General features: G+C 60.4%; 23 protein-coding genes. 12 read left to right on the top strand and 11 right to left on the bottom strand.

What is annotated here, in order from left to right; translation table 11 throughout:
• Nucleotides 1–28: 28 nt before the first annotated feature.
• A complete protein-coding gene (rpoZ, locus tag ACLIRY_RS01120) occupies nucleotides 29–535 on the bottom strand; it encodes a DNA-directed RNA polymerase subunit omega (RefSeq protein ID WP_413203501.1) in 507 nt (168 codons plus the stop codon).
• Between the two features lie 240 nt (nucleotides 536–775).
• The gene (gene folK, locus ACLIRY_RS01115) at nucleotides 776–1,309 is read right to left on the bottom strand and encodes a 2-amino-4-hydroxy-6-hydroxymethyldihydropteridine diphosphokinase (RefSeq protein WP_413203500.1); all 534 of its coding nucleotides are present in this window, start codon (nucleotides 1,307–1,309) and stop codon (nucleotides 776–778) included.
• Between the two features lie 139 nt (nucleotides 1,310–1,448).
• Between folK and ACLIRY_RS01110 the strand changes: the two genes are divergently transcribed.
• On the top strand, nucleotides 1,449–2,063 hold the full coding sequence (locus tag ACLIRY_RS01110; protein ID WP_413203499.1) for an NYN domain-containing protein: 615 nt from the start codon (nucleotides 1,449–1,451) through the stop codon (nucleotides 2,061–2,063).
• Between the two features lie 33 nt (nucleotides 2,064–2,096).
• The gene (locus tag ACLIRY_RS01105; protein ID WP_413203498.1) at nucleotides 2,097–2,744 is read left to right on the top strand and encodes a uracil-DNA glycosylase; all 648 of its coding nucleotides are present in this window, start codon (nucleotides 2,097–2,099) and stop codon (nucleotides 2,742–2,744) included.
• A 97-nt stretch (nucleotides 2,745–2,841) separates the two neighbouring features.
• Here ACLIRY_RS01105 and trpE read toward each other — a convergent pair whose 3' ends face one another.
• Both trpE and ACLIRY_RS01095 read right to left on the bottom strand, forming a co-directional pair.
• Nucleotides 2,842–4,356 carry an anthranilate synthase component I gene (trpE, locus tag ACLIRY_RS01100; RefSeq protein ID WP_413203497.1) on the bottom strand — a complete coding sequence of 505 codons (1,515 nt, stop codon included), beginning with the start codon at nucleotides 4,354–4,356 and terminating at the stop codon, nucleotides 2,842–2,844.
• A gap of 136 nt (nucleotides 4,357–4,492) precedes the next feature.
• Entirely contained in the window at nucleotides 4,493–6,400 is a 1,908-nt protein-coding gene (locus ACLIRY_RS01095; RefSeq protein ID WP_413203496.1) for a peptidyl-prolyl cis-trans isomerase, read from the bottom strand.
• A gap of 378 nt (nucleotides 6,401–6,778) precedes the next feature.
• On the opposite strand from ACLIRY_RS01095, the gene tpiA reads away from it, so the two are divergent.
• The 5 genes from tpiA (at nucleotide 6,779) to eno (ending at nucleotide 12,067) form a co-directional block, all read left to right on the top strand.
• On the top strand, nucleotides 6,779–7,540 hold the full coding sequence (tpiA, locus tag ACLIRY_RS01090) for a triose-phosphate isomerase (RefSeq protein WP_413203495.1): 762 nt from the start codon (nucleotides 6,779–6,781) through the stop codon (nucleotides 7,538–7,540).
• 187 nt (nucleotides 7,541–7,727) lie between these two features.
• Complete coding sequence (secG, locus tag ACLIRY_RS01085; RefSeq protein WP_413203494.1) at nucleotides 7,728–8,102, top strand: preprotein translocase subunit SecG; 375 nt, start codon at nucleotides 7,728–7,730, stop codon at nucleotides 8,100–8,102.
• A 117-nt stretch (nucleotides 8,103–8,219) separates the two neighbouring features.
• Entirely contained in the window at nucleotides 8,220–9,848 is a 1,629-nt protein-coding gene (locus ACLIRY_RS01080) for a CTP synthase (RefSeq protein WP_413203493.1), read from the top strand.
• 70 nt (nucleotides 9,849–9,918) lie between these two features.
• Nucleotides 9,919–10,773, top strand: coding sequence for a 3-deoxy-8-phosphooctulonate synthase (gene kdsA / locus ACLIRY_RS01075; RefSeq protein WP_413203492.1), 855 nt, complete (start codon nucleotides 9,919–9,921; stop codon nucleotides 10,771–10,773).
• Between the two features lie 16 nt (nucleotides 10,774–10,789).
• Entirely contained in the window at nucleotides 10,790–12,067 is a 1,278-nt protein-coding gene (eno, locus tag ACLIRY_RS01070) for a phosphopyruvate hydratase (RefSeq protein WP_413203491.1), read from the top strand.
• Between the two features lie 119 nt (nucleotides 12,068–12,186).
• On the opposite strand, the gene ACLIRY_RS01065 is transcribed toward eno, so the two are convergent.
• The 3 genes from ACLIRY_RS01065 to ACLIRY_RS01055 are packed head-to-tail and all read right to left on the bottom strand — an operon-like array spanning nucleotide 12,187 to nucleotide 16,042.
• Nucleotides 12,187–12,393, bottom strand: a complete 207-nt coding sequence (locus ACLIRY_RS01065; RefSeq protein ID WP_413203490.1) for a heavy-metal-associated domain-containing protein — start codon at nucleotides 12,391–12,393, stop codon at nucleotides 12,187–12,189.
• A 42-nt stretch (nucleotides 12,394–12,435) separates the two neighbouring features.
• Nucleotides 12,436–13,785: a divergent polysaccharide deacetylase family protein gene (locus ACLIRY_RS01060; protein WP_413203489.1), complete on the bottom strand. Its 1,350-nt coding sequence runs from the start codon at nucleotides 13,783–13,785 to the stop codon at nucleotides 12,436–12,438.
• A complete protein-coding gene (locus ACLIRY_RS01055; RefSeq protein WP_413203488.1) occupies nucleotides 13,775–16,042 on the bottom strand; it encodes a heavy metal translocating P-type ATPase in 2,268 nt (755 codons plus the stop codon). The genes ACLIRY_RS01060 and ACLIRY_RS01055 overlap by 11 nt, the downstream gene beginning before the upstream one ends.
• 206 nt (nucleotides 16,043–16,248) lie before the next feature.
• Here ACLIRY_RS01055 and ACLIRY_RS01050 point away from each other — a divergent pair, with 206 nt between their 5' ends.
• The 4 genes from ACLIRY_RS01050 (at nucleotide 16,249) to ACLIRY_RS01035 (ending at nucleotide 19,813) form a co-directional block, all read left to right on the top strand.
• Nucleotides 16,249–16,836 (top strand): anthranilate synthase component II, encoded by a 588-nt coding sequence (locus ACLIRY_RS01050; protein ID WP_413203487.1) that lies wholly within the window; start codon nucleotides 16,249–16,251, stop codon nucleotides 16,834–16,836.
• Nucleotides 16,833–17,876: an anthranilate phosphoribosyltransferase gene (gene trpD / locus ACLIRY_RS01045; RefSeq protein WP_413203486.1), complete on the top strand. Its 1,044-nt coding sequence runs from the start codon at nucleotides 16,833–16,835 to the stop codon at nucleotides 17,874–17,876. Before ACLIRY_RS01050 ends, trpD begins: the two co-directional genes overlap by 4 nt.
• Before the next feature lies 1 nt (nucleotide 17,877).
• Nucleotides 17,878–18,678, top strand: a complete 801-nt coding sequence (trpC, locus tag ACLIRY_RS01040) for an indole-3-glycerol phosphate synthase TrpC (RefSeq protein WP_413203485.1) — start codon at nucleotides 17,878–17,880, stop codon at nucleotides 18,676–18,678.
• 361 nt (nucleotides 18,679–19,039) lie between these two features.
• Complete coding sequence (locus ACLIRY_RS01035; protein WP_413203484.1) at nucleotides 19,040–19,813, top strand: LexA family protein; 774 nt, start codon at nucleotides 19,040–19,042, stop codon at nucleotides 19,811–19,813.
• 288 nt (nucleotides 19,814–20,101) lie between these two features.
• Here the strand turns inward: ACLIRY_RS01035 and ACLIRY_RS01030 are convergent, their stop codons facing one another.
• Entirely contained in the window at nucleotides 20,102–20,578 is a 477-nt protein-coding gene (locus ACLIRY_RS01030; protein ID WP_413203483.1) for a hypothetical protein, read from the bottom strand.
• 178 nt (nucleotides 20,579–20,756) lie between these two features.
• Here ACLIRY_RS01030 and ACLIRY_RS01025 point away from each other — a divergent pair, with 178 nt between their 5' ends.
• Nucleotides 20,757–20,936: a (2Fe-2S)-binding protein gene (locus ACLIRY_RS01025; protein WP_413203482.1), complete on the top strand. Its 180-nt coding sequence runs from the start codon at nucleotides 20,757–20,759 to the stop codon at nucleotides 20,934–20,936.
• A gap of 227 nt (nucleotides 20,937–21,163) precedes the next feature.
• Here ACLIRY_RS01025 and ACLIRY_RS01020 read toward each other — a convergent pair whose 3' ends face one another.
• The 3 genes from ACLIRY_RS01020 to ACLIRY_RS01010 all read right to left on the bottom strand — a co-directional run bounded on the left by ACLIRY_RS01020 (nucleotide 21,164) and on the right by ACLIRY_RS01010 (nucleotide 24,882).
• A complete protein-coding gene (locus ACLIRY_RS01020; protein ID WP_413204172.1) occupies nucleotides 21,164–21,532 on the bottom strand; it encodes a GcrA family cell cycle regulator in 369 nt (122 codons plus the stop codon).
• Between the two features lie 313 nt (nucleotides 21,533–21,845).
• Nucleotides 21,846–22,682, bottom strand: coding sequence for a helix-turn-helix transcriptional regulator (locus ACLIRY_RS01015; protein WP_413203481.1), 837 nt, complete (start codon nucleotides 22,680–22,682; stop codon nucleotides 21,846–21,848).
• A gap of 208 nt (nucleotides 22,683–22,890) precedes the next feature.
• Nucleotides 22,891–24,882: a L,D-transpeptidase family protein gene (locus ACLIRY_RS01010; RefSeq protein ID WP_413203480.1), complete on the bottom strand. Its 1,992-nt coding sequence runs from the start codon at nucleotides 24,880–24,882 to the stop codon at nucleotides 22,891–22,893.
• Nucleotides 24,883–25,011 lie beyond the last annotated feature (129 nt).

Genomic DNA, 25,011 nt, shown 5'->3' with positions numbered 1-25,011 from the left:
CCCTCCCCCATCCAGTGAAACCAACGCCTCAATCCTCTTCAGAGGACTCGTCACTTTCCCCAGCGAAGGGCTCATTGCCTTCCCCGTTGATAGAGTCGTCTTCTTTGGACTCGTCCCGATCCCCTTCAAGCACACTCAGGCCGAGAGCGGCCATGGCCGCGTCCAGGTCTTCGTCGGACACGTCCTGATGGTGAACGGTCAGAGCGTCAGCACGAACTTCCTCGGCTTCGTTGCCACCCGAAACACCGCGGCTCAACTCTCTATCCAAGCCAAGGGCATCGAACTCGTCTTCCTCTGGCTCGTCGATCTCCACATGTTTCTGTAGTCCCTGGACGAGAGCTTCCCGCAGCTCATCCAGGTCGACGGTTTCATCGGCGATCTCACGCAGAGCAACAACAGGGTTCTTGTCATTGTCTCGGTCTACGCTGAGAACCGCGCCCGAAGCCACGTCCCTGGCCCGCTGGCCAGCCACCAGAACCAAGTCAAAGCGGTTGGGGATTTTGAGGACGCAATCCTCGACGGTAACGCGGGCCATGAGCAGCCTCCAAAAGAACGGGCGGTCGATTTAGTTCGGGATGTTCGGCGCGAACGCGTCGCGTCAGAACGTTGGTACGGCGTCCGACCGGGCATTGCTTCGGCCACTCCAGACAGTGTGGCTGGGCCAAACAGATACATCGGATCACCACAAACCCGCCGGGCAGCATAAACTGTCCAGGGACCGGCATATATATAGACTTGTTCATAGGGATGCAACCGGACAATCATGCGGCCGATATCACAGATCTCCCTGACCTGGGACGACGTCGCCCCCCTTGCCTTCCTCCCCCTCAAGAGCGATCAATCCCGGATCCGGCGCAAGCCCTGCGACCAGATCGGTTACAGACAATCCCATCACCGGATGCCGCCAATTCGGGGCAAGGTCCCGCAGGGGCTCGAGCACGAACAGACGTTCCGCAGCCCGGGGATGGGGCAGAATGGGCGGCCCCTCCATGACCAACCCACCGTAATCAATCAAATCCAAATCAACGCAACGGGCGGCATTGGGAACGGAGCGCACTCGACCGAGGCGACGTTCCACTCGATGCAGGGTTGCCAGCAAACCATCTGGAGCAAGCTCCGTTTTCACTTGGGCAACCCCGTTGATGAAGTCCGGTTGATCCGACTTCGGTACGGGTGTGGATCGATACCAGCGAGACAGAGATAGAATGGACACCCCCTCTCTGTCCAATTCGGACAACGCAAGACTCAAGGTCTCCTGCGGGGTTCCTGCTGGACCGGGAAGGTTTGCCCCCAAGGCAATGAAGATCACTTTTTGACTCCTATTCCGGGAACGTCTTGCGAACGGGTTTTGAAAGGCCTACTTACATGCATGGAATGGTCGCTGAGCATTTTCGGTCGGTCTACTTTCCAAAATCGATAATTCCACATCGTATTCACGCGAGGATCCTATGATCTTTTACCCACAGGAGCGAATCGGCCTATTCATCGATGGGTCGAATTTGTACGCCGCCGCCCGGTCTCTCGGTTTTGATATTGACTATAAACGGCTACTGGAACTTTTTGCCGCGAAGGGCCGCCTCATTCGGGCGTTCTATTACACGGCGCTGGTCGAAGACCAAGAATACTCACCGATCCGCCCCCTTGTCGACTGGCTCGATTACAACGGCTACACCATGGTCACCAAACCGACCAAGGAATTCACCGATGCGACAGGCCGCCGCAAAATCAAGGGCAATATGGACATTGAACTGGCCATTGATGTGATGGAAATGGCCCCCTGTCTTGACCATATCGTTCTCTTCTCTGGCGACGGCGATTTCCGTCGGCTTGTGGAAGCCGTTCAACGCAAGGGTTTGCGAGTGACCGTAGTCAGCACGGTAAAATCACAACCCCCAATGGTTGCCGACGAGCTGCGTCGCCAAGCAGACAGCTTCATTGAGCTTCTGGACCTGGAGGCCTCCATCGCCCGGGCGCCGATGCATCGGGATGCCCCCCCTGCCAACCGGCAGCAGGAAGACGACGAGGAAGACGATGGGTCCAACCCCGAGGATTACCTCCCGTAAAGCTGGCCATAAAGACGGCGGAAGACCATATCCATGACCACAAAGACCTTCGAAGGACCAGGGCGCGATTGCGCCCTGTGTCCTCGCCTGCGCGAGTACCTGCTGGGCCTACGCTCCGAACATCCCGATTGGCATAACGCGCCGGTTCCGCCCTTCGGCCCGCTCACGGCCCGTCTACTAGTCGTCGGCTTGGCACCTGGTGTCCGGGGAGCCAATCGCACGGGCCGCCCCTTCACTGGAGATTTTGCGGGAGATTTGCTCTACGCAACGTTATCCGACCTGGGTCTGTCTCGTGGCGCCTTCGACAAACGCCCGGATGACGGATTGGAGCTGCTTGACGTGCGGATCACAAATGCCGTTCGCTGCGTCCCCCCCCAAAACAAGCCCACACCGCAGGAACAGAAGACCTGTCGACCCTTCCTGGTGGACGAAATGGCCGCCATGCCAAACCTCAAGGGGCTTCTGGCGCTGGGCCGCATCTCCCACGAGGCGATCCTGCGCACCCTTGGGCTGAAGCTGAAGGATTATCCCTTTGCCCATGGCGCTCTGCATCGCCTGCCGAACGGACTGATACTGGGGGAGAGCTATCACTGTTCCCGCTATAATCAAAATACAGGGCGGCTGACCGATGTGATGTTCCAGGAAGCACTGGCTTCGCTGACATCGGCAATTCATCAATGACGAAAACCGTTTCCCTTTCATTCAATAAATTTTAGAGTATCTTCGCGGCCAAGTTGGCCTCGAAGATACTTCAGGAACCTGAACCCCGTCAGTTTCCTCACCCCCCTGCGTAGCGCACGGCTTCCTCGGCGGCGCGCATCAGGGCCTTGGCCTTGTTGATGCACTCTTCGTGCTCTTTCACGGGGTCGCTGTCGGCGACAATGCCCGCACCCGCCTGCACATGCATCACCCCGTCCTTCACGAGACAAGTGCGGAGGGAAATACAGGTGTCCATAGAGCCGTCTGCAGCGAAATAACCAACCGTCCCCGCATAGAATCCCCTGCGGATGTTCTCCAACTCGTCGATGACCTCCATGGCCCGAACCTTGGGCGCACCAGAGACGGTACCGGCCGGAAAACCTGCCAGCAGGGCATCAATGGCATCGCATTTCGGGTCCAGCTCGCCCGTCACATTGGAAACGATATGCATGACGTGGCTGTAAAGCTCCACGAACATCTTCTGCCCTTCGGTGACGGTCACCGTTCCTACCTTCGACACTCGTCCCACATCGTTGCGGCCCAGGTCCAACAACATCAGATGTTCGGCCAATTCCTTGGGGTCGGACAGAAGATCCTCAGACAGGAGCTTATCCTCTTCCGTCGTCGCCCCCCGGCGGCGGGTTCCGGCGATGGGGCGGATGGTGACCTCTCCATCGCGCAGCCGCACCAGGATCTCAGGGCTTGCGCCAACCAACTGAAAGTCTCCGAGATTCAGGTAGAACATGAAAGGGGACGGATTGGTGCGTCGCAGGGACCGATAGAGCGCAAAGGGTGGTAGCTTGAAGGGCACGGAAAAACGCTGGGACAGCACCACTTGAAAGATATCCCCAGCCAGGATGTACTCCTTGGCCTTCGAGACCATGGCCCCGTATTCGTCCTGGGTCATCAAGGCCTGGGGCGTGGGATCGGCCTGGGTGACCCGGCTCGCTTCCCAGCGATAGGGCAGTGTCCGCTGGAAGTCGGCCATGACGTCGGCGAGGCGGCGCTGCGCAGCCTCGTAGGCGCCCTTGGCGTCCTGCCCCTGCACCGGCCGCACGGGAGTCACCACAGTCGCCTGGTGTTCCACATTGTCGAAAATCACCATAATCGTCGGCCGCATGAAAATGCCATCGGGAACGTCAATGGGATCCGGATTGGTATCTGGCACCCTCGGCTCGGCCAAACGCACTGCGTCATATCCCAGATAACCCGCCACCATGGCCGACATGGGTTTCAATTCCGGTGGCAGGTCGATTTTGCTCTCATCCACCAGACGGCGCAGGGAGTCCAGGGTTTCGCCGTCCGCGACGAAGGCATCCGCCCCCGTCGCGATAGAGCGGTTGATCTCCGCCCTGGTGCCCCGCGCCCGCCAAAGAATGTCTGGCTTGATGCCGATGAGGGAATAACGCCCCCGGGTCTTTCCTCCCTCCACGGAATCGAGGAGGAAAGAATAGGCCTTCCCGTCGGCCAGCTTGAGCATGGCTGAAACGGGGGTTTCCAGGTCCGCCACAAGACGGATATGGAGCACCTGTGGCTTCCCCGCGTCATAAGCTGCGGAGAAATCCTGGTTGAAGGCGGGTTTGAAGTCCGGCATGGGAAAGGACCGCTTGCTTAGAATGAAACTGGATCAGCTTGAGTCAAGCTGGCCCAGTTTCATTCTGATGTTATAAATTTCAGAGTACCTCCGGGCCAAGAAATGGCCCGACTTAATCTCGGTGCACTCTGGGGTTCTATTTGGGCTGGGTTTCATTAGACACGGCACCCAGCACGACGCCTTCGTTCACGGTCACGCCTACTTTCTTCCCCAGTGTGTCCAGATAGTCGGTGTACAGGTCCTGGGCATAGGATTGGGTCAGACGCTGGGCGACTTGCTCCCGCTCCCTTGCGGCAACCTCCGGCGCGGGCTGGTGAATATCCGTCACCCGTAGGATGGACGCCCCATCCCCCAAGTCCACCTGGACCAGTTCGCCCTTCTTCGCATCAAACATGGCCTTCACCACATCGGCAGGAACGGAAGAAGCCGTGCTGCCGTCGGCCTGACCGCTGCGCGTCAAGGGAGGCGTCGTCAGAAGGGTGGCTGCCGGCTCTTCCTCATCCAGGAGGGCAAAGCTTTCCCCATCCTTGGCGCGCTGGAACAAAGCCGCCACCTTTTCCTTTGCAGCTTGGGCCCGTTGGCCCTCCTTCCACAGGTCGACGACCTGGTCCCTGACCTCGTCCAAGGGCTTGGGAGCACTGGGGGTCACCGCGTCCAGGCGCTGGATGAAAAAGCCGGAGTCGTATTCGGTCATGAACCCCATTTCGCCATCGGCCAGATCAAACAGGTCTGTCAGGAACTCCGGTGTATCGGGCAGATTGCTCACGGCGACGCCGCTCTGATCCTTGCCCGATTGGTCGACCGTGACGATCAGCGGCACCACGCCGACCTGTTGGGCGGCTTCCTCAAGGCTTGCCCCACCGGCCAGACTATCCTCCACCTCAGCGGACAGGGCATAGAGAGAATCGAGAGCCTTATCTTGCGCCAACCTGTCCCGGATCTGTTCGGAAACCTCCTTCAGCGGCTTGACGCCCCCCTCAGAGGAGGCGGTCACCAGGAACAGATGCCAACCGAAAGGACCATTGACCGGCTCACCGAGCTTACCGACCTCCTGGGCAAAGATGGTATCAGGCAAGGGCGCCGGAAGGTCGGACTTGCCAATGGACCCCATCTCGATGGCCCCACTGGTTCCCATGGCCTTGGCCGCAGCATCCAGGGTCAACCCTTCATCTCGAACCAAAGCAAGGGCCGCATTTGCTGTGGCTTCATCCTTGAACAGAGCCTGGGTTACGGTGCGAGTCGGATCGGTCGTAAACTCCTCCTGGTGGGTATCATAGTACTCCTTGATGTCCGCAGGGTCGATTTTCAACCCCTTGGCCACCCCCTCCTTGGTCAGAACCAAGGCCGTGGACGTCCGGTATTCCGGAGCGGTAAAGGTGCCGATGTTGTCTTTGTAAATCTGTTCGAGGGCACTGTCCTCGGGCACGGCGGTGGGCTCAGGCAAGGCTGCTGCTGCCAGGGTCAGGACGTCAGCCACCCGTCGTTCCGAAGCATACTTGGCCAGGGTATCGACAGCCACGTCGGGCGCCTGTGCGCCTTCGGACAGGGGACCGATCAGGGCCTGACGCACCATGTCTCGACGGCGTAGGGCAATGTAAGCCGATTCGCTCAGCTGATTTGCCGCGAGCAACCGGCTCAAGCGGTCTTTGTCAAACGCACCGTTTTCGCCCTGAAACAAGGGGTCACTGTGGATCTCGGCCTTCAGACCGGCGTCGGTGACGGTCAGGCCCAGGGCCTTACCGGTTTCATCCAGGACTGCCCCTTGCACCACAGTTTGAACCGTCTGGCTCAACAGGCCAAAGGAAATGGCCTGCTCGGTGCTCAGGTCCATGCCCTGGCGGCGCAACCGAGTCATGTCTTGGTTGAACTGCTCGCGGACATAGGCTTGGCCGAATTCCTGGTCGCCGACTTTGATAGCCGGGGGCGCGCCGCCACCAGTGACAAGGTAATCGGCCACGCCCCAGACACCAAAGCTGAGAACCAGAAGGATGAGAAGGCTCTTGGCGAGCCAGGACTTGGAGCCTCTGCGGAGGGCGTCGAGCATGTGGAACCCGTTTTCCTGAACCAGTTTTTGATTGGGCGGGCATCATAAGTAGGGCAGCCCAGGGTCGCAACCTACATGAAGGATCGGCGACCGGAAATCTCAAGTGCGCAACAGATGGCGGCTCAAGACCTTCCCTTTCCGGTCACAAACCCCTGGGGGATGATGAGGCCTTAATGTCCCAGGTCGTGACAGGCCCCAATGGGGTGTGGTACCACTACGGGCATTCCAGGGGAGCCTGCCGTTGAGCGGCCTCCCCTCCTCCTTATCCTGGTGCCGTCACCCTCACGTGTCTGCGCCAGTTTCTTTTGACCATATCCCGCTGCGTCCTCCGCCCCATGCGGCCGGATGGTTCGCCCATAGGAAGGGGAAGATCGCTCCATGACCACCCGCCGCCCGCTGATCGCCGGAAACTGGAAGATGAATGGCCTGAAAGCCGATGCCCAGGCCCTGTCCCGGGACCTCGCCCAACGGGTGAACAAGGCCGGAGGAATCGGCTTTGACATGTTGATCTGCCCGCCCTTCACGGTGATCTCCACCGTCGTTGGCGCGGTGGCCGGGTCGGGAGTCGCCGTAGGAGGCCAGGATTGCCATGTGGCCGAGAAGGGAGCCCATACAGGGGACATTTCTCCGGTCATGCTGGCCGACCAAGGGTGTCAATTCGTCATCCTCGGCCATTCCGAGCGCCGGGCCGACCATGGCGAAACAGACGCCGTCGTCAAAGCCAAGGCCGAGGCCGCCCTGGCGGCTGATCTGGTCGCAGTGGTCTGCGTGGGGGAAACCGAATCCCAGAAAGACGCAGGCCAAACCATTGACGTGGTGGCGTCGCAGATCGCTGGATCCATGCCCGAGGGCGCGGACGCGGCCAAGGTGGTCGTCGCCTATGAGCCGGTTTGGGCCATTGGCACGGGCCGAACCCCCACCGTTGACGATGTCGCCAAGGTTCACGCCGCCATTCGCGACGAAATCGCCAAGGCCTTGGGCAACGATGTGGCTGCGGCCATGCGCATCCTCTATGGCGGGTCTGTGAAGCCCTCCAATGCCAAGGACCTGCTTGGCCTGGACCATGTGGACGGAGCTCTGGTCGGAGGCGCCAGCCTCAAGGCGGAAGACTTCTGGGCCATCGCCGAAGCCTCGGCGTAACCCATTTACTGATTCCCGAACGCGCCTTTTTCGCCTTGCCCTCTGGTCAAGTGGATCGGGGAGCGTTAAAAGGGCGCCAGGGATTGGGAGGCGGAGTCACTCTCCACCAGGCCCCGGTCCATATCGACATCTTTGAACGGGCGTTTCCCCAGCTTCGTGGGGACGTCCCTAGGGACATTGGAACAGCATGATTACCGTATTGCTCGTCATCCATCTGCTCATCGCCATCGCGATGGTCACGCTGATCCTTCTTCAGCGGTCCGAGGGCGGCGCCCTGGGAATCGGTGGCGGCGGCGGAGGCGGAGGCTTCATGACCGGTCGCCAAGCCGGCAACGTGCTGACCAAGTCCACGGGCATCCTGGCCGCAGCCTTCTTCACAACCAGTCTGGTTCTGGCCATTATTGCGTCCCATGATCGGGGCGATACGACGACTATCCTTGACGATCCGTCGATCCCCGGAGCCACCGCTCCCGCCACGCCGACGGAGGGCTCCGAGCCCGCCGCCGCGCCGAACGCTGAGCCCGCCCCACCTGCGGAACCAAGCGCCCCCGTCTCGCAATAGGTTTTGCTTGGGCGTCGGACGGACGCGATCACCTCTAGCGTACCGACCGCCGATCCCGGAAAGGGAACGGCGGTCGCCTTTAATTTGTTCCTTCTAAGAAGTGGGCACGAAACGGCCATGACTCGTTTCATTTTCATCACCGGCGGCGTCGTGTCCTCTCTGGGCAAGGGCCTCGCCTCTGCGGCCTTGGGCGCCTGCTTGCAAGCGCGCGGCTTCAAGGTTCGTTTGCGCAAACTCGATCCCTATCTCAATGTGGATCCGGGCACCATGAGCCCGACTCAGCACGGCGAGGTCTTCGTCACCGACGATGGGGCAGAGACCGACCTGGATCTGGGCCACTACGAACGGTTCACAGGCGTGCACGCCACCCGAAGCGACAATGTGACCACGGGTCGAATCTATTCGGACGTCATCGCCAAGGAGCGGCGCGGCGATTATCTGGGCAAGACCGTCCAGGTCATTCCCCATGTGACAGATGCCATCAAGGAATTCGCCACCAAGGATCTGGACGGAGAAGACTTCATCCTCTGCGAGATCGGTGGCACCGTGGGCGACATCGAAAGCTTGCCTTTTCTGGAAGCCATTCGCCAGTTGCGCAACGAAATGGGCGCCGAGCAGTCGATGATCATCCATCTGACCCTGCTGCCCTATATCCCCAGCGCCGGTGAGCTGAAAACCAAGCCGACCCAACATTCGGTGAAGGAATTGCTCAGCGTCGGCATTCAGGCCGACCTGTTGATGTGCCGCTCTGACCGTCCGATTCCCGAAGCCGAGCGCAACAAGATCGCCCTGTTCTGTAATGTGCGGCGGGAAGCGGTCATCCCCGCTTTGGACGTGGACACCATCTATCAGGTTCCTGTCAGCTACCATGCCCAGGGGCTGGACGTTCAGGTCTGCAAGTATTTCGATCTCGAGTCGACCCAAGAACCGGACCTCAGCCGCTGGCACAACATCGTCAACCGGGTGCGCAACCCGGAGGGCGAGGTGACGATCGCCGTTGTGGGTAAGTACACCAGCCTGATCGACAGTTACAAATCCCTGGCCGAGGCCCTCGTCCACGGCGGTATCGCCAATTCGGTCCGAGTCAAATTGACTTGGCTCGACAGCGAGATCTTCGAGCGCGAGGATGCGGTTCACTACCTGGATGGTGTCAACGGCATTCTCGTACCTGGTGGGTTCGGCGAGCGCGGATCCGAGGGCAAGATCAAAGCCGCTCGCTTTGCGCGGGAACGCAAGGTGCCCTTTTTCGGCATCTGCTTCGGCATGCAAATGGCCGTGATCGAATATGCCCGCCATGTGGGCGGCCTACCCGGCGCCGGCTCCAGCGAATTCGGCAAGCCGGATGTGCCGTTGGTCGGGGTCATGACCGAATGGGTCAAGGGCAATCAGCGGGTTTCCCGCAGTGCTGATGACGACATGGGGGGAACCATGCGCCTGGGCGCCTATGAATGCCACCTGAAGGCCCTAAGCAAGGTTCGCGACATTTACGGATCCGATGTGATCCATGAGCGCCATCGGCACCGCTACGAAGTCAACGTAGCCTACAAGGACCAGTTGGAAGAAGCGGGGCTGGCGTTCTCCGGCCTGTCTCCGGATGGCGTGTTGCCGGAGATCGTCGAAATTCCGGACCATCCCTGGTTCATTGGCGTTCAGTTCCATCCGGAGCTGAAATCCAAACCCTTCAACCCCCACCCCCTGTTCACCTCCTTCATCCAGGCCGCCATCGCGCAATCCCGTCTGGTCTAAGGACATCCGGCCCGGCCTGGGGGCGGGAGTCCTCGGGCGCCGGGCCGCCCAATCACGAGGACCCCCATCCATGGCCCCCTCTCCCGTTTCTCGCCATGTCACCGTCGGCGAGGTCACCTTTGGTCAGGACCTGCCCTTCGTCCTCATCGCCGGCCCCTGCCAGATGGAAAGCCGGGACCACGCCCTGGAAACCGCCTCTGCCCTGGTCGAGATGTGCCGGGAGGCAGGTGTTCCGCTGATCTACAAAACCTCCTTCGACAAGGCCAACCGCACCAGTCTTGGCGGTCGGCGCGGACTGGGCCTGGACAAGGCTCTGCCGGTCTTCGCCGAGATCAAGGACAGCCTGGGCTGCCCCGTGCTCACAGACATCCATGAGCGGGAGCAATGCCTTCCCGTGGCCAAGGTTGTGGACGTGTTACAGATTCCCGCATTCCTCTGCCGCCAAACGGATCTGTTGATCGCCGCCGCAGAGACCGGTGCGGTGATCAACATCAAAAAAGGTCAGTTCCTCGCCCCCTGGGACATGAAGAACGTGGCCTCCAAGGTGCTGGAAAGTGGCAATGACCGAGTGGTCCTGACCGAGCGCGGATCCTCCTTCGGGTACAACACCCTGGTGACCGACATGCGCGGCCTGCCCATCATGGCCCGGGACACCGGTTGCCCCGTCGTCATTGATGCCACCCATTCCGTCCAGCAGCCCGGCGGCCAGGGGGGATCCTCCGGCGGGCAGCGGGAATTCGCCCCGGTGATCGCCCGAGCCGCCCTGGCTGTTGGCGTGGCGGGCGTTTTTATGGAAACCCATGAGGACCCGGACAACGCACCGTCCGATGGTCCGAACATGATCCCGCTGAGGGACATGCCTGACTTGATCGCGCTGATGCGTGATCTGGATGCCTTCGCCAAGAAGCATCCTCTCTATATCTAACCTAGGAGAGACCATCGTGGCCGAGATTATTGATATCCACGCTCGCGAAATTCTGGACTCACGCGGCAACCCCACCGTTGAAGTGGACGTGCTGCTGGACAGCGGCGCCTTTGGCCGCGCCGCCGTGCCCTCGGGCGCATCGACCGGCGTTCACGAAGCCCACGAACTGCGCGATGGCGACAAAAGCCGCTTCCTGGGCAAGGGCGTCCTGAAGGCCGTTGAAGCCGTCAATGGCGAGATCTACAACGCCCTGTCCGGCCTGGATGCCACCGATCAGATGACCCTTGACCAGGTGATGATCGACCTGGACGGCACCCCGAACAAATCCCGCCTGGGGGCCAACGCCATCCTCGGGGTCTCCCTGGCCTGCGCCAAGGCCGCTGCCGAGGAATGCGAGCTGCCGCTTTACCGCTACATCGGTGGCGCCCGCGCCCACATCCTGCCGGTGCCGATGATGAACATCATCAACGGCGGTGAACATGCCGACAACCCCATCGACGTTCAGGAATTCATGATCGTTCCGGTGTCTGCCGGATCCGTGGCCGATGGCATTCGCATGGGCTCCGAAGTGTTCCATGCCCTGAAGAAGCAACTGAAGGACGCGGGCCACAACACCAATGTCGGGGATGAGGGCGGTTTTGCCCCGAACTTGGGCAGTGCCGACGAAGCTCTGTCCTTCATCACGAAGGCCATCGAAGTCGCCGGATACAAGCCCGGCGACGACGTCATGCTGGCCCTCGACGCCGCGTCTTCCGAGTTCTTCAAGGACGGCAAGTACAACCTGAAGGGCGAAGGAAAAGTTTTCGACGCCGAGGGAATCGTGAAGTACTACGCCGATTTGTGCGGCAAGTACCCCATTTTCTCTATCGAGGATGGCTGCGCCGAGGACGATTGGGACGGCTGGAAGCTTCTGACCGACGAACTGGGCGGCAAGATCCAATTGGTGGGCGACGACCTGTTCGTGACCAACCCCGAGCGTCTGTCCCGGGGCATCGAAGCCGGGATTTGCAATTCCATCCTGGTCAAGGTGAACCAGATCGGATCCCTGTCCGAGACCCTGGAAGCCGTTGAAATGGCCCACCGCGCGGGCTACACCTCCGTCCTGTCTCACCGCTCCGGTGAGACCGAGGATGCCACCATCGCCGACATCGCGGTAGCGACCAACTGCGGCCAGATCAAGACAGGCTCCCTGTCCCGCTCCGACCGCATGGCCAAGTACAACCAGCTCATCCGCATCGAGGAAGAACTGGGTCCCTGCGCCGTGTACGCCGGGAAGAGCATCCTGCGAGGCTAGGTGTGAAACGGGATCAGCTTGAGTCAAGCTGGCTCCGTTTCCCTCTCCTTCGATAAGTTTTTGAGTATCTTCGAGGCCAAGTTGGGTCGCAAAGCGACCCAACTTGGCCTCGGAATACCCTAGGCTGCCACCCCGTTAAAGTCGAACCCAGCGTCGTCGACAGCCTTTTCGACTGCGATATCATCATCCAGACCGTCTACGGTAACGTTTCCCGTAGCGAGATCCACGGACACCGTCGCATCAGCCTGAACGGCCTTGATAGCCTTTTCCACGGAACTGGCGCAGCCGCCGCACGTCATTCCACCGACCTTGTAAACCTTCGCCATATCAGTGATTCCCCTTTTGTAGAGTGCAGTGGGTCGGTCCCTTCACAGTCCACCGACCAGGGTTCCCCCACCGGTTTTCACCAGCGAGGAAATGGGTACCAGGGTGATGCCCTTGCGCCTCAAGCTGGGGAGCCAGACCCGCAAGGCAGCAATGGTCGCATCCTTGGGGTGACCGATGCCGACGGCCATCCCATGGGCCTTGGCGGTCTCCTCCAGCTTTGCCAATTGGCGCAAAACCGCGTCCTTTTCCGGCACATTATCCAAAAAGACGTTCCGTCCAACCCGGGGTACCTGCGCCATGGCGGCGACCGGCAGCCCCACGGAGTTGGCTGCGGTCATGGAATCCAGCCAGAGCAATCCCCGCTTCTTCAACTCCCCCATAACCAGGGACATGCCCCGGGTGTCTGCGGTGAATCGGCTGCCCATATGGTTGTTGATGCCAACGAACTCCGCGCCTTTATCCAAATTGCGGCGTAGGCGGGCCAGGATCTCCGCGTCGCTCAGTCCCACCCGCAGGGCGTCCGGTCCCGGGTTGATCTTGCCGTTCAAGGGCTCCATGGGCATATGCATCAAGATTTCGTGCCCTGAGCGGCGCCCAGACCGCATCTGATCGACCAGATCCGGGGCATAAGCAAGGTAAGCCAAGGTCAGCGGTCCCGGTAAATCCCGGGCCTTCTCCGTACGTTTGCGGTCCAGCCCCATGTCATCGATGACCACGGCGACCACCGGCCCACTGGTTGGCGGCACGACCAGGGCATAGCGCTTCCAGGGGGGGCCATCAACGGTCTGATCCGGTTCAGGGAAGGTCAGATCTTCGGGTAGGGCAACGGGAGCAGCTTTCTCCGGTTCGTGGATATAGGTGTCTTCCGGCAGCTTCTCTTCCATCACGTAGCCCGGGCCATCGCCGCGTAACAGATCCTGAAACTCCTTGGGCAGGGCCGCGGCCTGAACTACAGCGGAGTCCTCCCGGATGGCGGGTGGCCCATCGTCTGTAATGGCTTGGGGAGAGAGAGGATCGGAGGCCAGATCGGGAGGATGCCCCTGCTGCGGATCGTCCTGGGCCAGAGATTTCGGCATGGGGTCGAGGGGCGGCGGCAGGCCCGGGCGCGGCAGGGGCGGCGGCCTGTACTGGTTCGGATTCTCCGGGCGTCCAGGGTAACCTTTCAAGTCCACCGTCGAACCGGGATCGATCGGACCGGCATCCCGGCCATCGTCGCCCACCACCGTGGGAGGACTCGCGGTCCCACCGAATTGAAGACCCAGGACCACCCCCAGGACCACCCCCACCACCAGGGTTCCCACCGCGAGCAAGAGCAGCGCCCGGGGCGAAAGGCGGGAGACGAACAGAGCGAAGCGGTCGAGAAGTCCCGCATTTTGGCCCCTATTCAGCACCTGCAGACGCTCCCAAGGGATCCATGGTGGGACGCCACCGGCGCAGCAGCAGGGAACTGCCCACCACGGAGACGCTGGACATGGCCATGGCAGCCCCTGCGATCATTGGGTTAAGCAGACCGAGCGCCGCGAGCGGCAAAGCGATGGTGTTATAGACGAAGGCCCAGAAGAGGTTCTGACGGATCTTCGCATGGGTGGCCTTGGACAGGCCCAGCGCCCAGGGAAGCAAGGCCGGATCGCCACGCATCAACGTAATGCCCGCCGTCTCCATGGCCACATCCGTTCCCGTCCCCATGGCGATCCCCACATCTGCAGCAGCCAAGGCGGGGGCATCGTTCACGCCATCGCCCACCATGGCAACGACCTTCCCCTCACTCCGCAGGGTGGCAACCGCATCGGCCTTGTGGTCGGGCAGGACCTCGGCCCGGATATCCTCAATGCCGACCTTGGCCGCCACGGCTCTGGCAACGCGCTCCGCATCACCGGTGAGCATCACGGGCGTCACGCCCATGGCCTTCAGGGAGGCCACAGCCGCCTTGGCAGACGCACGGACGGGGTCGGCGATGGCGAAGAGGCCGAGGAGCGTTTTGGTTCCGGCGTCTCCCATCCACACCACAGAGGCCCCCTCTCCCTCGATCCGCGCAGCCTCGTCCTCCAGGCTCTCAAGAGCGATCCCGGCTTCGTCCAAAAGGCGGCGACTGCCAATCACCAGGGATCGCCCCTCGACACGCGCGGTGATGCCCTTGCCCGCAATGGATTGAAAGTCGGTGAACGCCGGAAGCGTCAACTCCCGTTCCTCTGCGGCGAAGCGCAGGGCATGGGCCAGGGGATGACCACTGCCCCCCTGCGCCGCAGCGGCCAGGGCAAGCAATCCGTCCTCGCCTGGTGCGCCTTCCGCCGGGACAACGCCCGTGACGGCAGGACGCCCCTGGGTCAGGGTGCCGGTTTTATCGAAGGCAATCGTCGTGCAATGGTGGGCTTGCTCCAGGGCAGCGGCATCCTTCACCAAGATGCCAAGACGCGCGGCCACACCGGTTCCCACCATGATGGCCGTCGGGGTCGCCAGACCGAGCGCGCAAGGGCAAGCCACCACCAGAACGGATATCCCCGCAACGATGGCTGTTTCCATCTCTCCCCCGATCAACCACCAGCCGAGGAAGGCCAGCACCGCCAAGAACACAACGGCGGGCACAAAAACCGCAGCGACTTTGTCCACCATCAACTGGACCGGCGCCTTGCTGGCTTGGGCGGTCTCCACCATGCGGATAATGCGGGACAGGGTGGCGTCCTTGCCAAGCGCCGTCACCTGGACCCGGATCAGGCCATCGGCGTTGACCGAGCCGCCGATCACCCGGTCTCCCGGTTCCCGGGTCACGGGCAGGCTTTCGCCGGTTACCAAACTTTCGTCCACCTCTGTGCGGCCCTCGACCACATCGCCGTCCACGGGCAGACTCTCGCCGGGACGCACCAGAACCACATCCCCAAGGGAGAGGCGGTCCACGGCCACATCCTCGACCACTCCCTCGACCTCGCGGTGGGCAATGTCGGGACGCAGGCGCATGAGCGCACGAATGGCCGAAGCCGCCGACCCCTTGGCCCGGGCTTCCAGCCATTTGCCGAGCATTACCAAAGTGATAACCACAGCCGCCCCCTCGAAATAGAGGCCATCAGCCGGATCCCCCAGAGCCACCCGCCAAAGCGACAATCCGTAAGCCGCCGAAGAACCGAGCGCCACCAAGCTATCCATGTTGCCGGCCCCGGCCTTCAGAGTCACCCAGGCGCCCCGATAGAATCGGGCACCGGCAACGAACTGGACCGGCGTAGCCAGCACCAATTGCCATAGGGGGGAAATTCTCCCCGGCAGGCCGGTCATATGGGCCACCATGTCCCAGATCAGGGGCAGGGTCAGGACAGCGGCGAGGGTAAAAAGCAGCATTTCCGCCCGGTCGCCCCGGGCATCGTGGCCCTGAAGGGCCGGGCGGTCTGCTGTGACGGGCTCCGCGCCAAATCCAGCCTTGTTGACTGCGGCAATCAGATCGTCGGCCCGGCCCAAGCCGCCGGAGATCCTCACCCGCGCCTTCTCTGTCGCCAGATTGACACTGGACGTCTCGACGCCGGAGACCCTGCCCAACACCCGCTCCAACCTCGTGGAACAGGATGCGCAGGTCATACCGGTGATCGCCAGTTCAACTTCGTCTGTGGCACTTTGGGCCTTCGGAGCCTCTACAGTCGGCCCTGTCTTGCCAAGGGCAGTCATGGCCAGGGTTCCCTATTTGTGAGAAAAATCTGTATCTTGCACCCCATATAAGTAATCTCGGGTTGAGAAGAGAACCCCCAAAATGGGGACCCTCCCTTGCGAGAGTTCGTAAGCCGTGCTTGACCCGATCCGCCCGGCCCGGCACTCTTGCGGCCCACCGCCGTCGCCGGTGACCTCACCTTACTGTCCAGACCCGGGTAACGTAAATGTTCTTGCTGATCGATAACTACGACAGCTTCACCTACAATCTATGGCACTACCTGGGAGAACTGGGCGCCGAGGTCGAGGTGCGGCGCAACGATGCCTTGACCGCAGACGATGCCCTGGCCCTGAAGCCTGAGGGGATCATCCTGTCCCCTGGCCCCTGCGATCCCGATCAGGCGGGTATCTGCCTGGAGTTGGTTGCCAAGGCCGCCACCGCCCGCCTGCCCCTGTTCGGTGTCTGCCTGGGCCACCAGACCATCGGTCAATCCTTCGGCGGCACCGTGACCCGGGGTCCCGCTCCCATGCACGGCAAGGTCAGCCCGATGATCCACGAGGGCAAAGGCGTGTTCGCAGGTCTCCCCTCCCCCTTTCTGGCTACCCGCTACCACTCGCTGATCGTCCGACGCGACGATCTGCCCGACTGTCTCGAGGTCACTGCTTGGACCGACGATGGCCTGATCATGGGCCTCGGCCATAAGACCCTGCCCATTCAGGGGGTGCAGTTCCATCCGGAAAGCATCGAGACCCAGGGCGGCCACGATCTGTTGCGCAATTTCCTCACCCTCACCAAGGGAGCCACCACCCCATGACCGCCTCGCCCGATGCGATCGACATGAAGATGCTCATCGGCATGGCCGCCACCGGGCGGCCCCTGTCCGAAGCCGACGCCACCCGGGCCTTCGAGGCCATCATGTCCGGCGACGCCACCCCCGCCCAGATCGGCGGTTTCCTCATGGCCTTGCGGGTACGGGGGGAAACGGTGGAGGAGATCACCGCTGCGGCCCGCATCATGCGCGCCAAAGCCGCCCGCATTCGGGCACCGGAGGGGGCCATCGACATCGTCGGCACGGGGGGAGACGCCTCGGGTACCTTCAACATTTCAACCGGCGCCTCCATCGTCACCGCTGCCTGCGGGTTGCCTGTGGCCAAACATGGCAACCGCGCGGCTTCGTCCAAAAGTGGATCGGCCGATGTACTCGCCTCCCTGGGCCTGAATCTGGACGCCCCCCTCGCCCAGGTGGAGAAGGCCATCTCCGAAGCCGGAATCGGCTTCATGTTCGCCCAACGCCACCATAGTGCCATGAAGTATGTGGCCCCGGTTCGAGGAGAATTGGCCACCCGGACGATCTTCAACCTGCTTGGTCCCCTGGCCAATCCAGCGAATGCCAAACTGGAACTGATGGGTGTATTCTCCGCCCAATGGGTGGAGCCTTTGGCCGAGGTTCTAGGCCGCCTGGGTGCGGAACGGGCTTGGGTGGTGCATGGCTCCGACGGGCTGGATGAGATCACGACAACGGGCCCAACCATGGTGGCGGAATTCCGGGGCGGCGTGGTTCATGAGTTCACCATCACGCCGGAAGACGCGGGCCTCCCCCGCGCCAAACCCGACGACCTCAAGGGCGGCACACCTGAAGAAAACGCCCAAGCCATCCGGGCCATGCTTGACGGCGCACCCGGAGCCTACCGGGATATCGTTGTTCTCAACACCGCCGCTGCCCTGGTCGTCGCCAGCAAGGCCACGACCCTCGAAGGCGGTGCGACCCTTGCCCAGGAAGCCATCGATTCCGGTGCCGCCAAGGCCACCCTGGCCAAACTGGTGGCCATCACCAATGAAAATGCGAACCCCTAACGTGAACGATATCCTCAAGAAGATCTGCGCCACCACCGCCGAGGAGGTGGCCCGCCGCAAGGCCATCGAGCCGGAAAACGCCCTACTGGACCACGCCAAGACCGCTGAGCCGCCCCGCGGCTTCGCCAAGGCCTTGTCCACCACCGTAGCCGCTGGACGCTATGGGCTCATTGCCGAAATCAAAAAAGCCAGCCCTTCGGCGGGTGTGATCCGGCCCAATTTCGATCCAGCCACCCTCGCCCAAGCCTACGCGGCTGCGGGCGCCAGCTGCCTCTCCGTCTTGACAGACGGTCCCTATTTCCAGGGCCACGCCGACTTCCTGGCCCAAGCCAGGGCCGCCGTCTCCCTGCCCATCCTGCGCAAGGATTTCATGATCGACCCCTGGCAGATCACCGAGGCCCGGGCCATGGGGGCAGATTGTATTCTGTTGATCCTTGCTTGTCTGGAGGACTCTCTGGCCGCCGAAATGGAAGCCAAGGCCATCGAATTGGGCATGGATGTCCTTGCAGAGGTCCACGACGAGACGGAACTGGAACGGGCGCTCGCCTGCCTGAAAACCCCTTTGATCGGTGTGAACAACCGAAACCTCAAGACCCTGGTGACCGATATCTCGACCACCGAACGTCTTGCCGGTAGGCTGCCCAAAGGGCGCGTCCTGGTCAGCGAGAGCGGACTGCGGACCCGGAACGATCTGAACCGCATGGCCAGGGTCGGCGCCCAGCGCTTCCTGATCGGTGAGCATTTAATGCGTCAACCAGACGTAGGAATGGCTACACGCGCCCTGATCGGCGCGCCATTTTAGGCCAAAACGCACTGTGTATGCGACAGTGACGGGCCCTCCCCCACTGGGGCCGAGAGGCCCCAGACCCCGGTTCTTGTTTTTAAAAGAAATGGAGGGTTTCGGGGCATTTTCCCCAAAATGGGCTTGGGCAATCGCCTAAAAAGGACGAGACACTGTCGTGTACCCTGGCCAAAATGACAGCCCGCCCCCTTCCTGCCTTGATTCTCCAAAAGAACTAAAGTAGAACCTTTAACGGATATTCACGTTTGGTTCTCCCGTTGCTTTGGGATGAATCCTGGATTCGTCGGATCCCCCTTCGGTCCCGTGGATGAACTTTGGAGCGCGCCCCGGCACTGGGTGTGGCGCGCGGGGGTGTTGGGCCATGTTAACGCGTAAGCAATTTCTTCTGCTGACCTTTATCGATAAAAGCCTTCGGGAAAACGGCGTCTCCCCCTCCTTCGACGAAATGAAGGATGCTCTGGAGCTCAAATCCAAGTCAGGCATTCACCGGTTGATCAAAGGGCTTGAGGAACGGGGATTCCTGCGGCGCCTGCCCCACCGGGCCCGGGCGCTGGAAGTCATCCGTCTACCGGAAAACTTGACCACCGACGGGACTGAACCCGGCCTTGATGTCGCCAATGAAGACGGGATGCCTGCTCCCATCCCCCGCCCCGAGCTCGCGGGCAAGGAGCGGGAGCCGAACCTGCAGGTGATCACCGGAAACTTTGTCCCCAGCTTGCCGGCTGCCCATGTGAGCGAGGCCATGACCGCACAGGCCATTTCCCTCCCTCTTCTTGGAAAGATCGCTGCAGGTACGCCAATCAATGCCCTGACAGACCCCTCCAATTTCGTGGAAGTCCCTGCCGGACTGGTGTCAGGCGGTGATCATTTCGCCCTCACCGTCGAAGGGGATTCAATGGTTGAAGCCGGAATTCTCGACGGAGATACGGCAATCATTCGGCGCTGTGATAATGCGGAAAACGGCACCATCGTCGTCGCCCTGGTCGACAACGAAGAGGCCACTTTGAAGCGCTTACGTCGGAAGAAGGATTCCATCGCTCTGGAACCGGCCAATACCCGCTACAAAACTCAAATCTACGGGCCGGACCGGGTGGGCATTCAAGGCCGTCTGGTCGGATTGCTTCGGTTGTATTGATCCATAGATGCCCTGCCCTTCTCCCCTCCTGAAAAACGGAACCCGTCGGAGCTTTTCCCCGCACCCCACCGGGGCCTGAGGCCCCGGTTCTTCCTTCCTTTCAACCCGATGGGATCAAAGGGTCAGGGATGTGTCCTGAATCTTGCGGGAAAATGCCCGAGATCCCAAGGGCCGGCATTTCACTCTCCCATCACACCAAAACGATTAGAATGAGGATCTAGATCAAGATTCTATTTTCTTGTTTTCATCAAACTTTTGTTCAAACTCTCTTTTCCGGCATGCTGTTGCCTATATCCTGCCGTTCACTCCCGTCGGAAACCACGCCATCGGTGACGGCGGGGGTGCCGAGGGAATCAGGCGCAAGCCCGCCTGAGTGAGGCCTTGGACCAAACGCTCTGCGGCGCAGAGCAGCGCCTCTCGTCGCGTAGTCTGCACCAATATCTCGGCAAAGGGGTGGGCAGAGGCCAAATCTCCCGCCTGTAGCACCGATAGCAACCGGAGAATGATCCGTTCATCGGGACCGATATGACGACAGGGAACAGGCCGCAGTTGAACCTCAGGCCCCCGTTCATCGTCCAATGCGGCAACCAAAGGGAAGACCGCTTTTGCCACCCCCTCTTCCGTGCCCGGAGGGACATCCTTTGCCACTAAGGCGGCAAGGGTCGAAAGGCCACACCCGGCAGCTCGACGGCGAATCAGGGAAACAACCAGGCGATCTGCGGAGTCGAACGGCGTGGGAGTGGATTGAATTGTTGGCCTTGACATGCGGACCCTCCTTTGCGTTGAGAATCTGATTTTCGAAAACGGAATCTTATTCCGCATTTTTCATATGGTTTATAGTTGCATATGATAGTGAGTTGCAATAGCGTTTTTCACCTCCCCCATGACCTTTGTTTCGCCTCACAGTCTGGCGTGACGATCAGCCACGGAAAAGGATGCACCGATGTCACAGATTTGCGAGTGTTGGGGATTGACCAGAAAAAAGGTAGAAGAAGCCGTTCGCACCCGACACCTGCGGACTCCCGACGAGATCTACGATCATTTTCAGGGTGTCGGTTGCGGGGTCTGCATTGAGGACATGGAGGCCATCATCGCCTCCTGCGAGGAAACCACAAAGGGATAGCCTCTCATATACCAAGGAGCGATGGGTTCGATTCACCGTTCCTTGGAAGCGGCCAAGTGGCCAGAGTGCCTTATGGCACGGAAAACCCCGCTTGGCGTTTGAACCCAAGAGAAGGGGCGTGGGTTTCAACCAACGCCCCTTGGTTTCAACCTTTAGAGCAAATCCCCTTACGAAAACGGCGCCTCTGAATGGGGCGCCGTTTTCATGTGTCCCCGTTAAAACATCGTCTACGCCGCGTCCTCATCCTTGCTCGACCGGTTGGAGCTGACGTAGGCGATGGAGGCATGTTCGGAACAATAGGGCTTACCTGGAATGGAGGGCTTGCCACAGAAATGAAACCCCGGCTCCCGCGGGTCTCCGATGGGCCAACGGCAGGTATGGGCCGACAGGTCAACAACGGAACGGATTTTTGGCTCGGGTTTCACTTCCTTCTTCGTTCGCTTAATGGGCGAGGGACGCCCTTTCAAGCCCAGGCGATGGGCCTTGCCCACCACCGCATTCTTGCTGACTCCCAGTTCCTTGCCGATTTCACCGGTGGTCAGGCCCTCCGCCCACAGCTTCTTGAGCTGCTCCACCTTCTCGTCGTTCCAACCCAAGGTCACGTCCTATCCTTTCAACAGATGCGACGATGAACGTCTCTTCACGGAAAATGCCCCTTCCGCGCTGAATTCACCAGAACGCTTAGCCGTTTATCGCTCTGACCGGCATATCAGCCTAGCTTCGCTCACCGACCGCCAGACGGATAGCGCCAAAGTGGCGCAAGAAATCATAATAACCGGATTCCAATCTGAGGAGGACCAAAAAAAAGAGGCCGCCGAAGCGACCTCTAGAGTCATCATGGGACGACTGAGAGTACAGTCTTGATGAGCTCGCATCGCGATCCGCATCATGGAAAGAAGCATATAGGGGTCAGGAGAATGTTGGAATTGCGGATTCCCACATGCTGTCCACCGGAGTGAAGCCGTCAACCCCGTCATAAAGCAACCCCATGGCGAGTGCCCTGGCCACGGCTTGTGCCGTCGTCCGCGCCCGCAACTTCGATCGGGCCGAAGCCAAATGATGCTCTGCCGTCCGATCAGCCACACCAAGGCGGTCGGCTACCTCCCCCACTTGGCACCCGCGAGCGGCCCAAGTCAGACACTCCCTCTCTCTCAGGGTCAAGCGAACGACCTTATCGTGGGGATTGATATGGTCAGCAAACAGAGGGAAACGGCTCATCGCCTCATGGAAGGTCAAGGAAAGGGCCACCAGTAAGTCCTGCTGTTCCCGAATAATGCCTTCCCATTCCCCGTCACTGAGACCCGTGGCCCCCAGAAAAACACCACCTGGGCTCAATTCTCTCCCAAAACGAACGGGAACACTCAATCCATTGCGAACGCCGAATTCAGCACCATCACGCAATACCCGCGCCTGCCGTTCATTCAGCGCACTCAGCAAACGAGAAGACCGCCACGAAACGGGAGTGGAGAACCGAAAGGCCCATTGGACCGCCACATCATGGCGAAGATGATCCTCCGCTCCATAATGACCAATGAAGTCATCATTGAAATGGGTCATATAGACCGATTCCTTGGAGACATCGGATCGATGATGGGGCGCAAAAAGCCCGCCATAGGACACATGGGGGATACCTCGTCCCTCGAACTCCCCCCGCATCACATCCCAACAGTCCGACACATTACTGCAAGCAGCCAACCGACTCAGGAATGCGCATTGCGCGATTTCTATAGCAACCTCCTTGCTCATATCCCCTCCCTCTCCCCGTCTGAAGTATGGCGCGTCACTAAGATTGACGTCCTTTCATTGGTTCCACCAACCAGACAAAACGATTCTGCTCCGGTGAAGAAGCGAAGGCAACAACAAGATATTATGGCAAAAGGCAGGGTCATGCCAATTCGGATAGGTGGAACACCACACAAAAGCTCAACCAATTTGATATTTCAAGGGGATCCCTTTATCGAGCGGCCATGACAGCATCGGCATGGGGTATCACGGCACTGTCGAGCAATGCCTGACGCAAAACCGGATCCTTGCCGTAGACGTCCTGACTGAACCGAATCGATCCATCCTCCAGCCCCCATGCCGTGATATAGGCCAGATGCACGGACAGCGAACGCTTCAGGCGCACAATCTGCGGAGAAGCTCCCTTAAAATCATCGGCCACCTTTGAGGGCAAACCCGCGTTATTGGCCAAAAGGTAATCCGCCAAGCCTTTCGGATCGCCCACGCGAATGCACCCATGGCTCACGGCTCTGTCGGAGCGACTGAAAACATACCGACTATTGGTGTCGTGCAAATAGACGGCATATTTGTTGGGGAACATGAACTTCACAGTCCCCAAAGGATTCTTCGGCCCCGGTTCTTGACGCAACCGATATCCTTGAGCCGCCGAGCCGATTTTGCTCCAATCCACAGTCGCATGGTCAATAACGGGGTCCCTTTGGGCTGTTCGGGTCACAACCGTAAACCCCGTCTTCGCAAGGTAATCCGGATCATTTACCTGTTTTGGAATCACCTCATTCTGGGCGATGGAAATGGGAACATTCCAATAGGGGTTGAATTCCATATATTTGATGGAGTCGCTGAACAGGGGAGTCTCAAAACCTTCCCGCCCAACGGCCACGGGCATGGTCAGCGCCACCCTCCGTCCTTCCATAACGAACAGCTCGAATTGGGGCACGTTGACCAAGACATAGGCTCCTCCCAGATCTCTCGGCAGCAGGCGCCACCGCTCTAGGGCAACCTCGACCGCAGACCGCAACTCTTGCGGAGAAACATTCATGCGGGCAATGGTCTTGGCTCCGGGAACGCCATCCGTCGCCAAACCGTGGCGGGCCTGGAACTGCCGAACGGCCCCCTCAGTGACAGGGTCCAATATCAAGGGAGCGTCATAGCCCAAGAAGTCCACCTCAGGTCCCACCAGATCCCCGGTGGCCAGCAGCCGTTTCCTGAGGGCCGGCAGACGGTCATCCCGCTCACCCGGCTTGATCGAGGGGCGCCCTTCCACCGGAATGGGGTCCCCCCAGGCGGCTCCCTTTTCGATCTGCGCCCGAGTATTCGCGAGCCCGGCAATCAACCGACCATATTGGTCGGTGTCCGGCGCCAAACCGGCAAAAAACACGGCAGCATCCGGTGCGGCGCCCGCGTTGGCCAACAGATTCACACCGTCCAGCCTCTCCTCTGTTTCGAGAAGGGCCAACCGTTTGTCGAAAGACATGAAGCGTCGGGTCTGCCCCAGCAACAGATCGAACAGATGTGTCATCGCCGCTGCACTGGATCGAATTTCCGCCTGAGCCAGCGAGGTCAGGTCTCCCTTCGCGACAAGGCGTCTAATTTCCCCAAGACGATAGGCTTGACTATCCAAACCCTGGGCAGCGACCCCATCCAAAGCCTCGAGCAGACGATGACCTCGAGGAGTCAGGCCAACAGACCCATTCGCTCCCCCCACGACATCATTGGCGACCCATTGGGGCACCCAGTGACGAGCCGCATAAAAGGCCCTTAGGAACCGCCCCTCCTGTGTGTCGGAGAACTGCTCGGACAGGAGGTCTGACAGCTTTGCCTTTGACAGGTTCGACAGCTCATCCGCACCCGCCAGAGCTTTGGGAGCAGCGTCGGCCGTGGGATCGGCTTCAACCACAGGCCTGGGTTGAATGGCCGAGGTGTCTCCCTCCAGAGAAGGCCCCCGAGGAGACGCGACGCCTGTTGCAGGAACTGGATCATCGTGCAGGCGATCCGGATTTTGAACCGCGGTCGGGGTGGCCCGAAGATGACTTTCTTCCCCGCCCTGCGTCTGGTCGACAGCGGGCATTGCCCAAGCGTCCGGTGTCCGCAGCAGCCCGGCAAGGACAACGCTCGCAGCTCCAAAGGCCACAATGGAGGCAACAGCGGAGGCAGCAGCGGAGGCAGCAAACAGACAAACAGAATCGTTTTCCGGCTTCGCCATCCGCAATGATGGTTTGACCTCTGCGTCAAAAGACGCACGATCCGGGATGATACTCCCTTTTATCCATCCGACAACATTCATATCCCTCGTCCCCAACTTGCCGTCCCATGCGTCAACGCACGACACCAA

This window comes from Rhodospirillum sp. A1_3_36 (genome assembly GCF_047263945.1).
Classification (GTDB): Bacteria; Pseudomonadota; Alphaproteobacteria; order Rhodospirillales; family Rhodospirillaceae; genus Rhodospirillum.
Note: the sequence above shows the minus strand (reverse complement) of the source record. Positions and strands in the feature narration are given on the sequence as shown.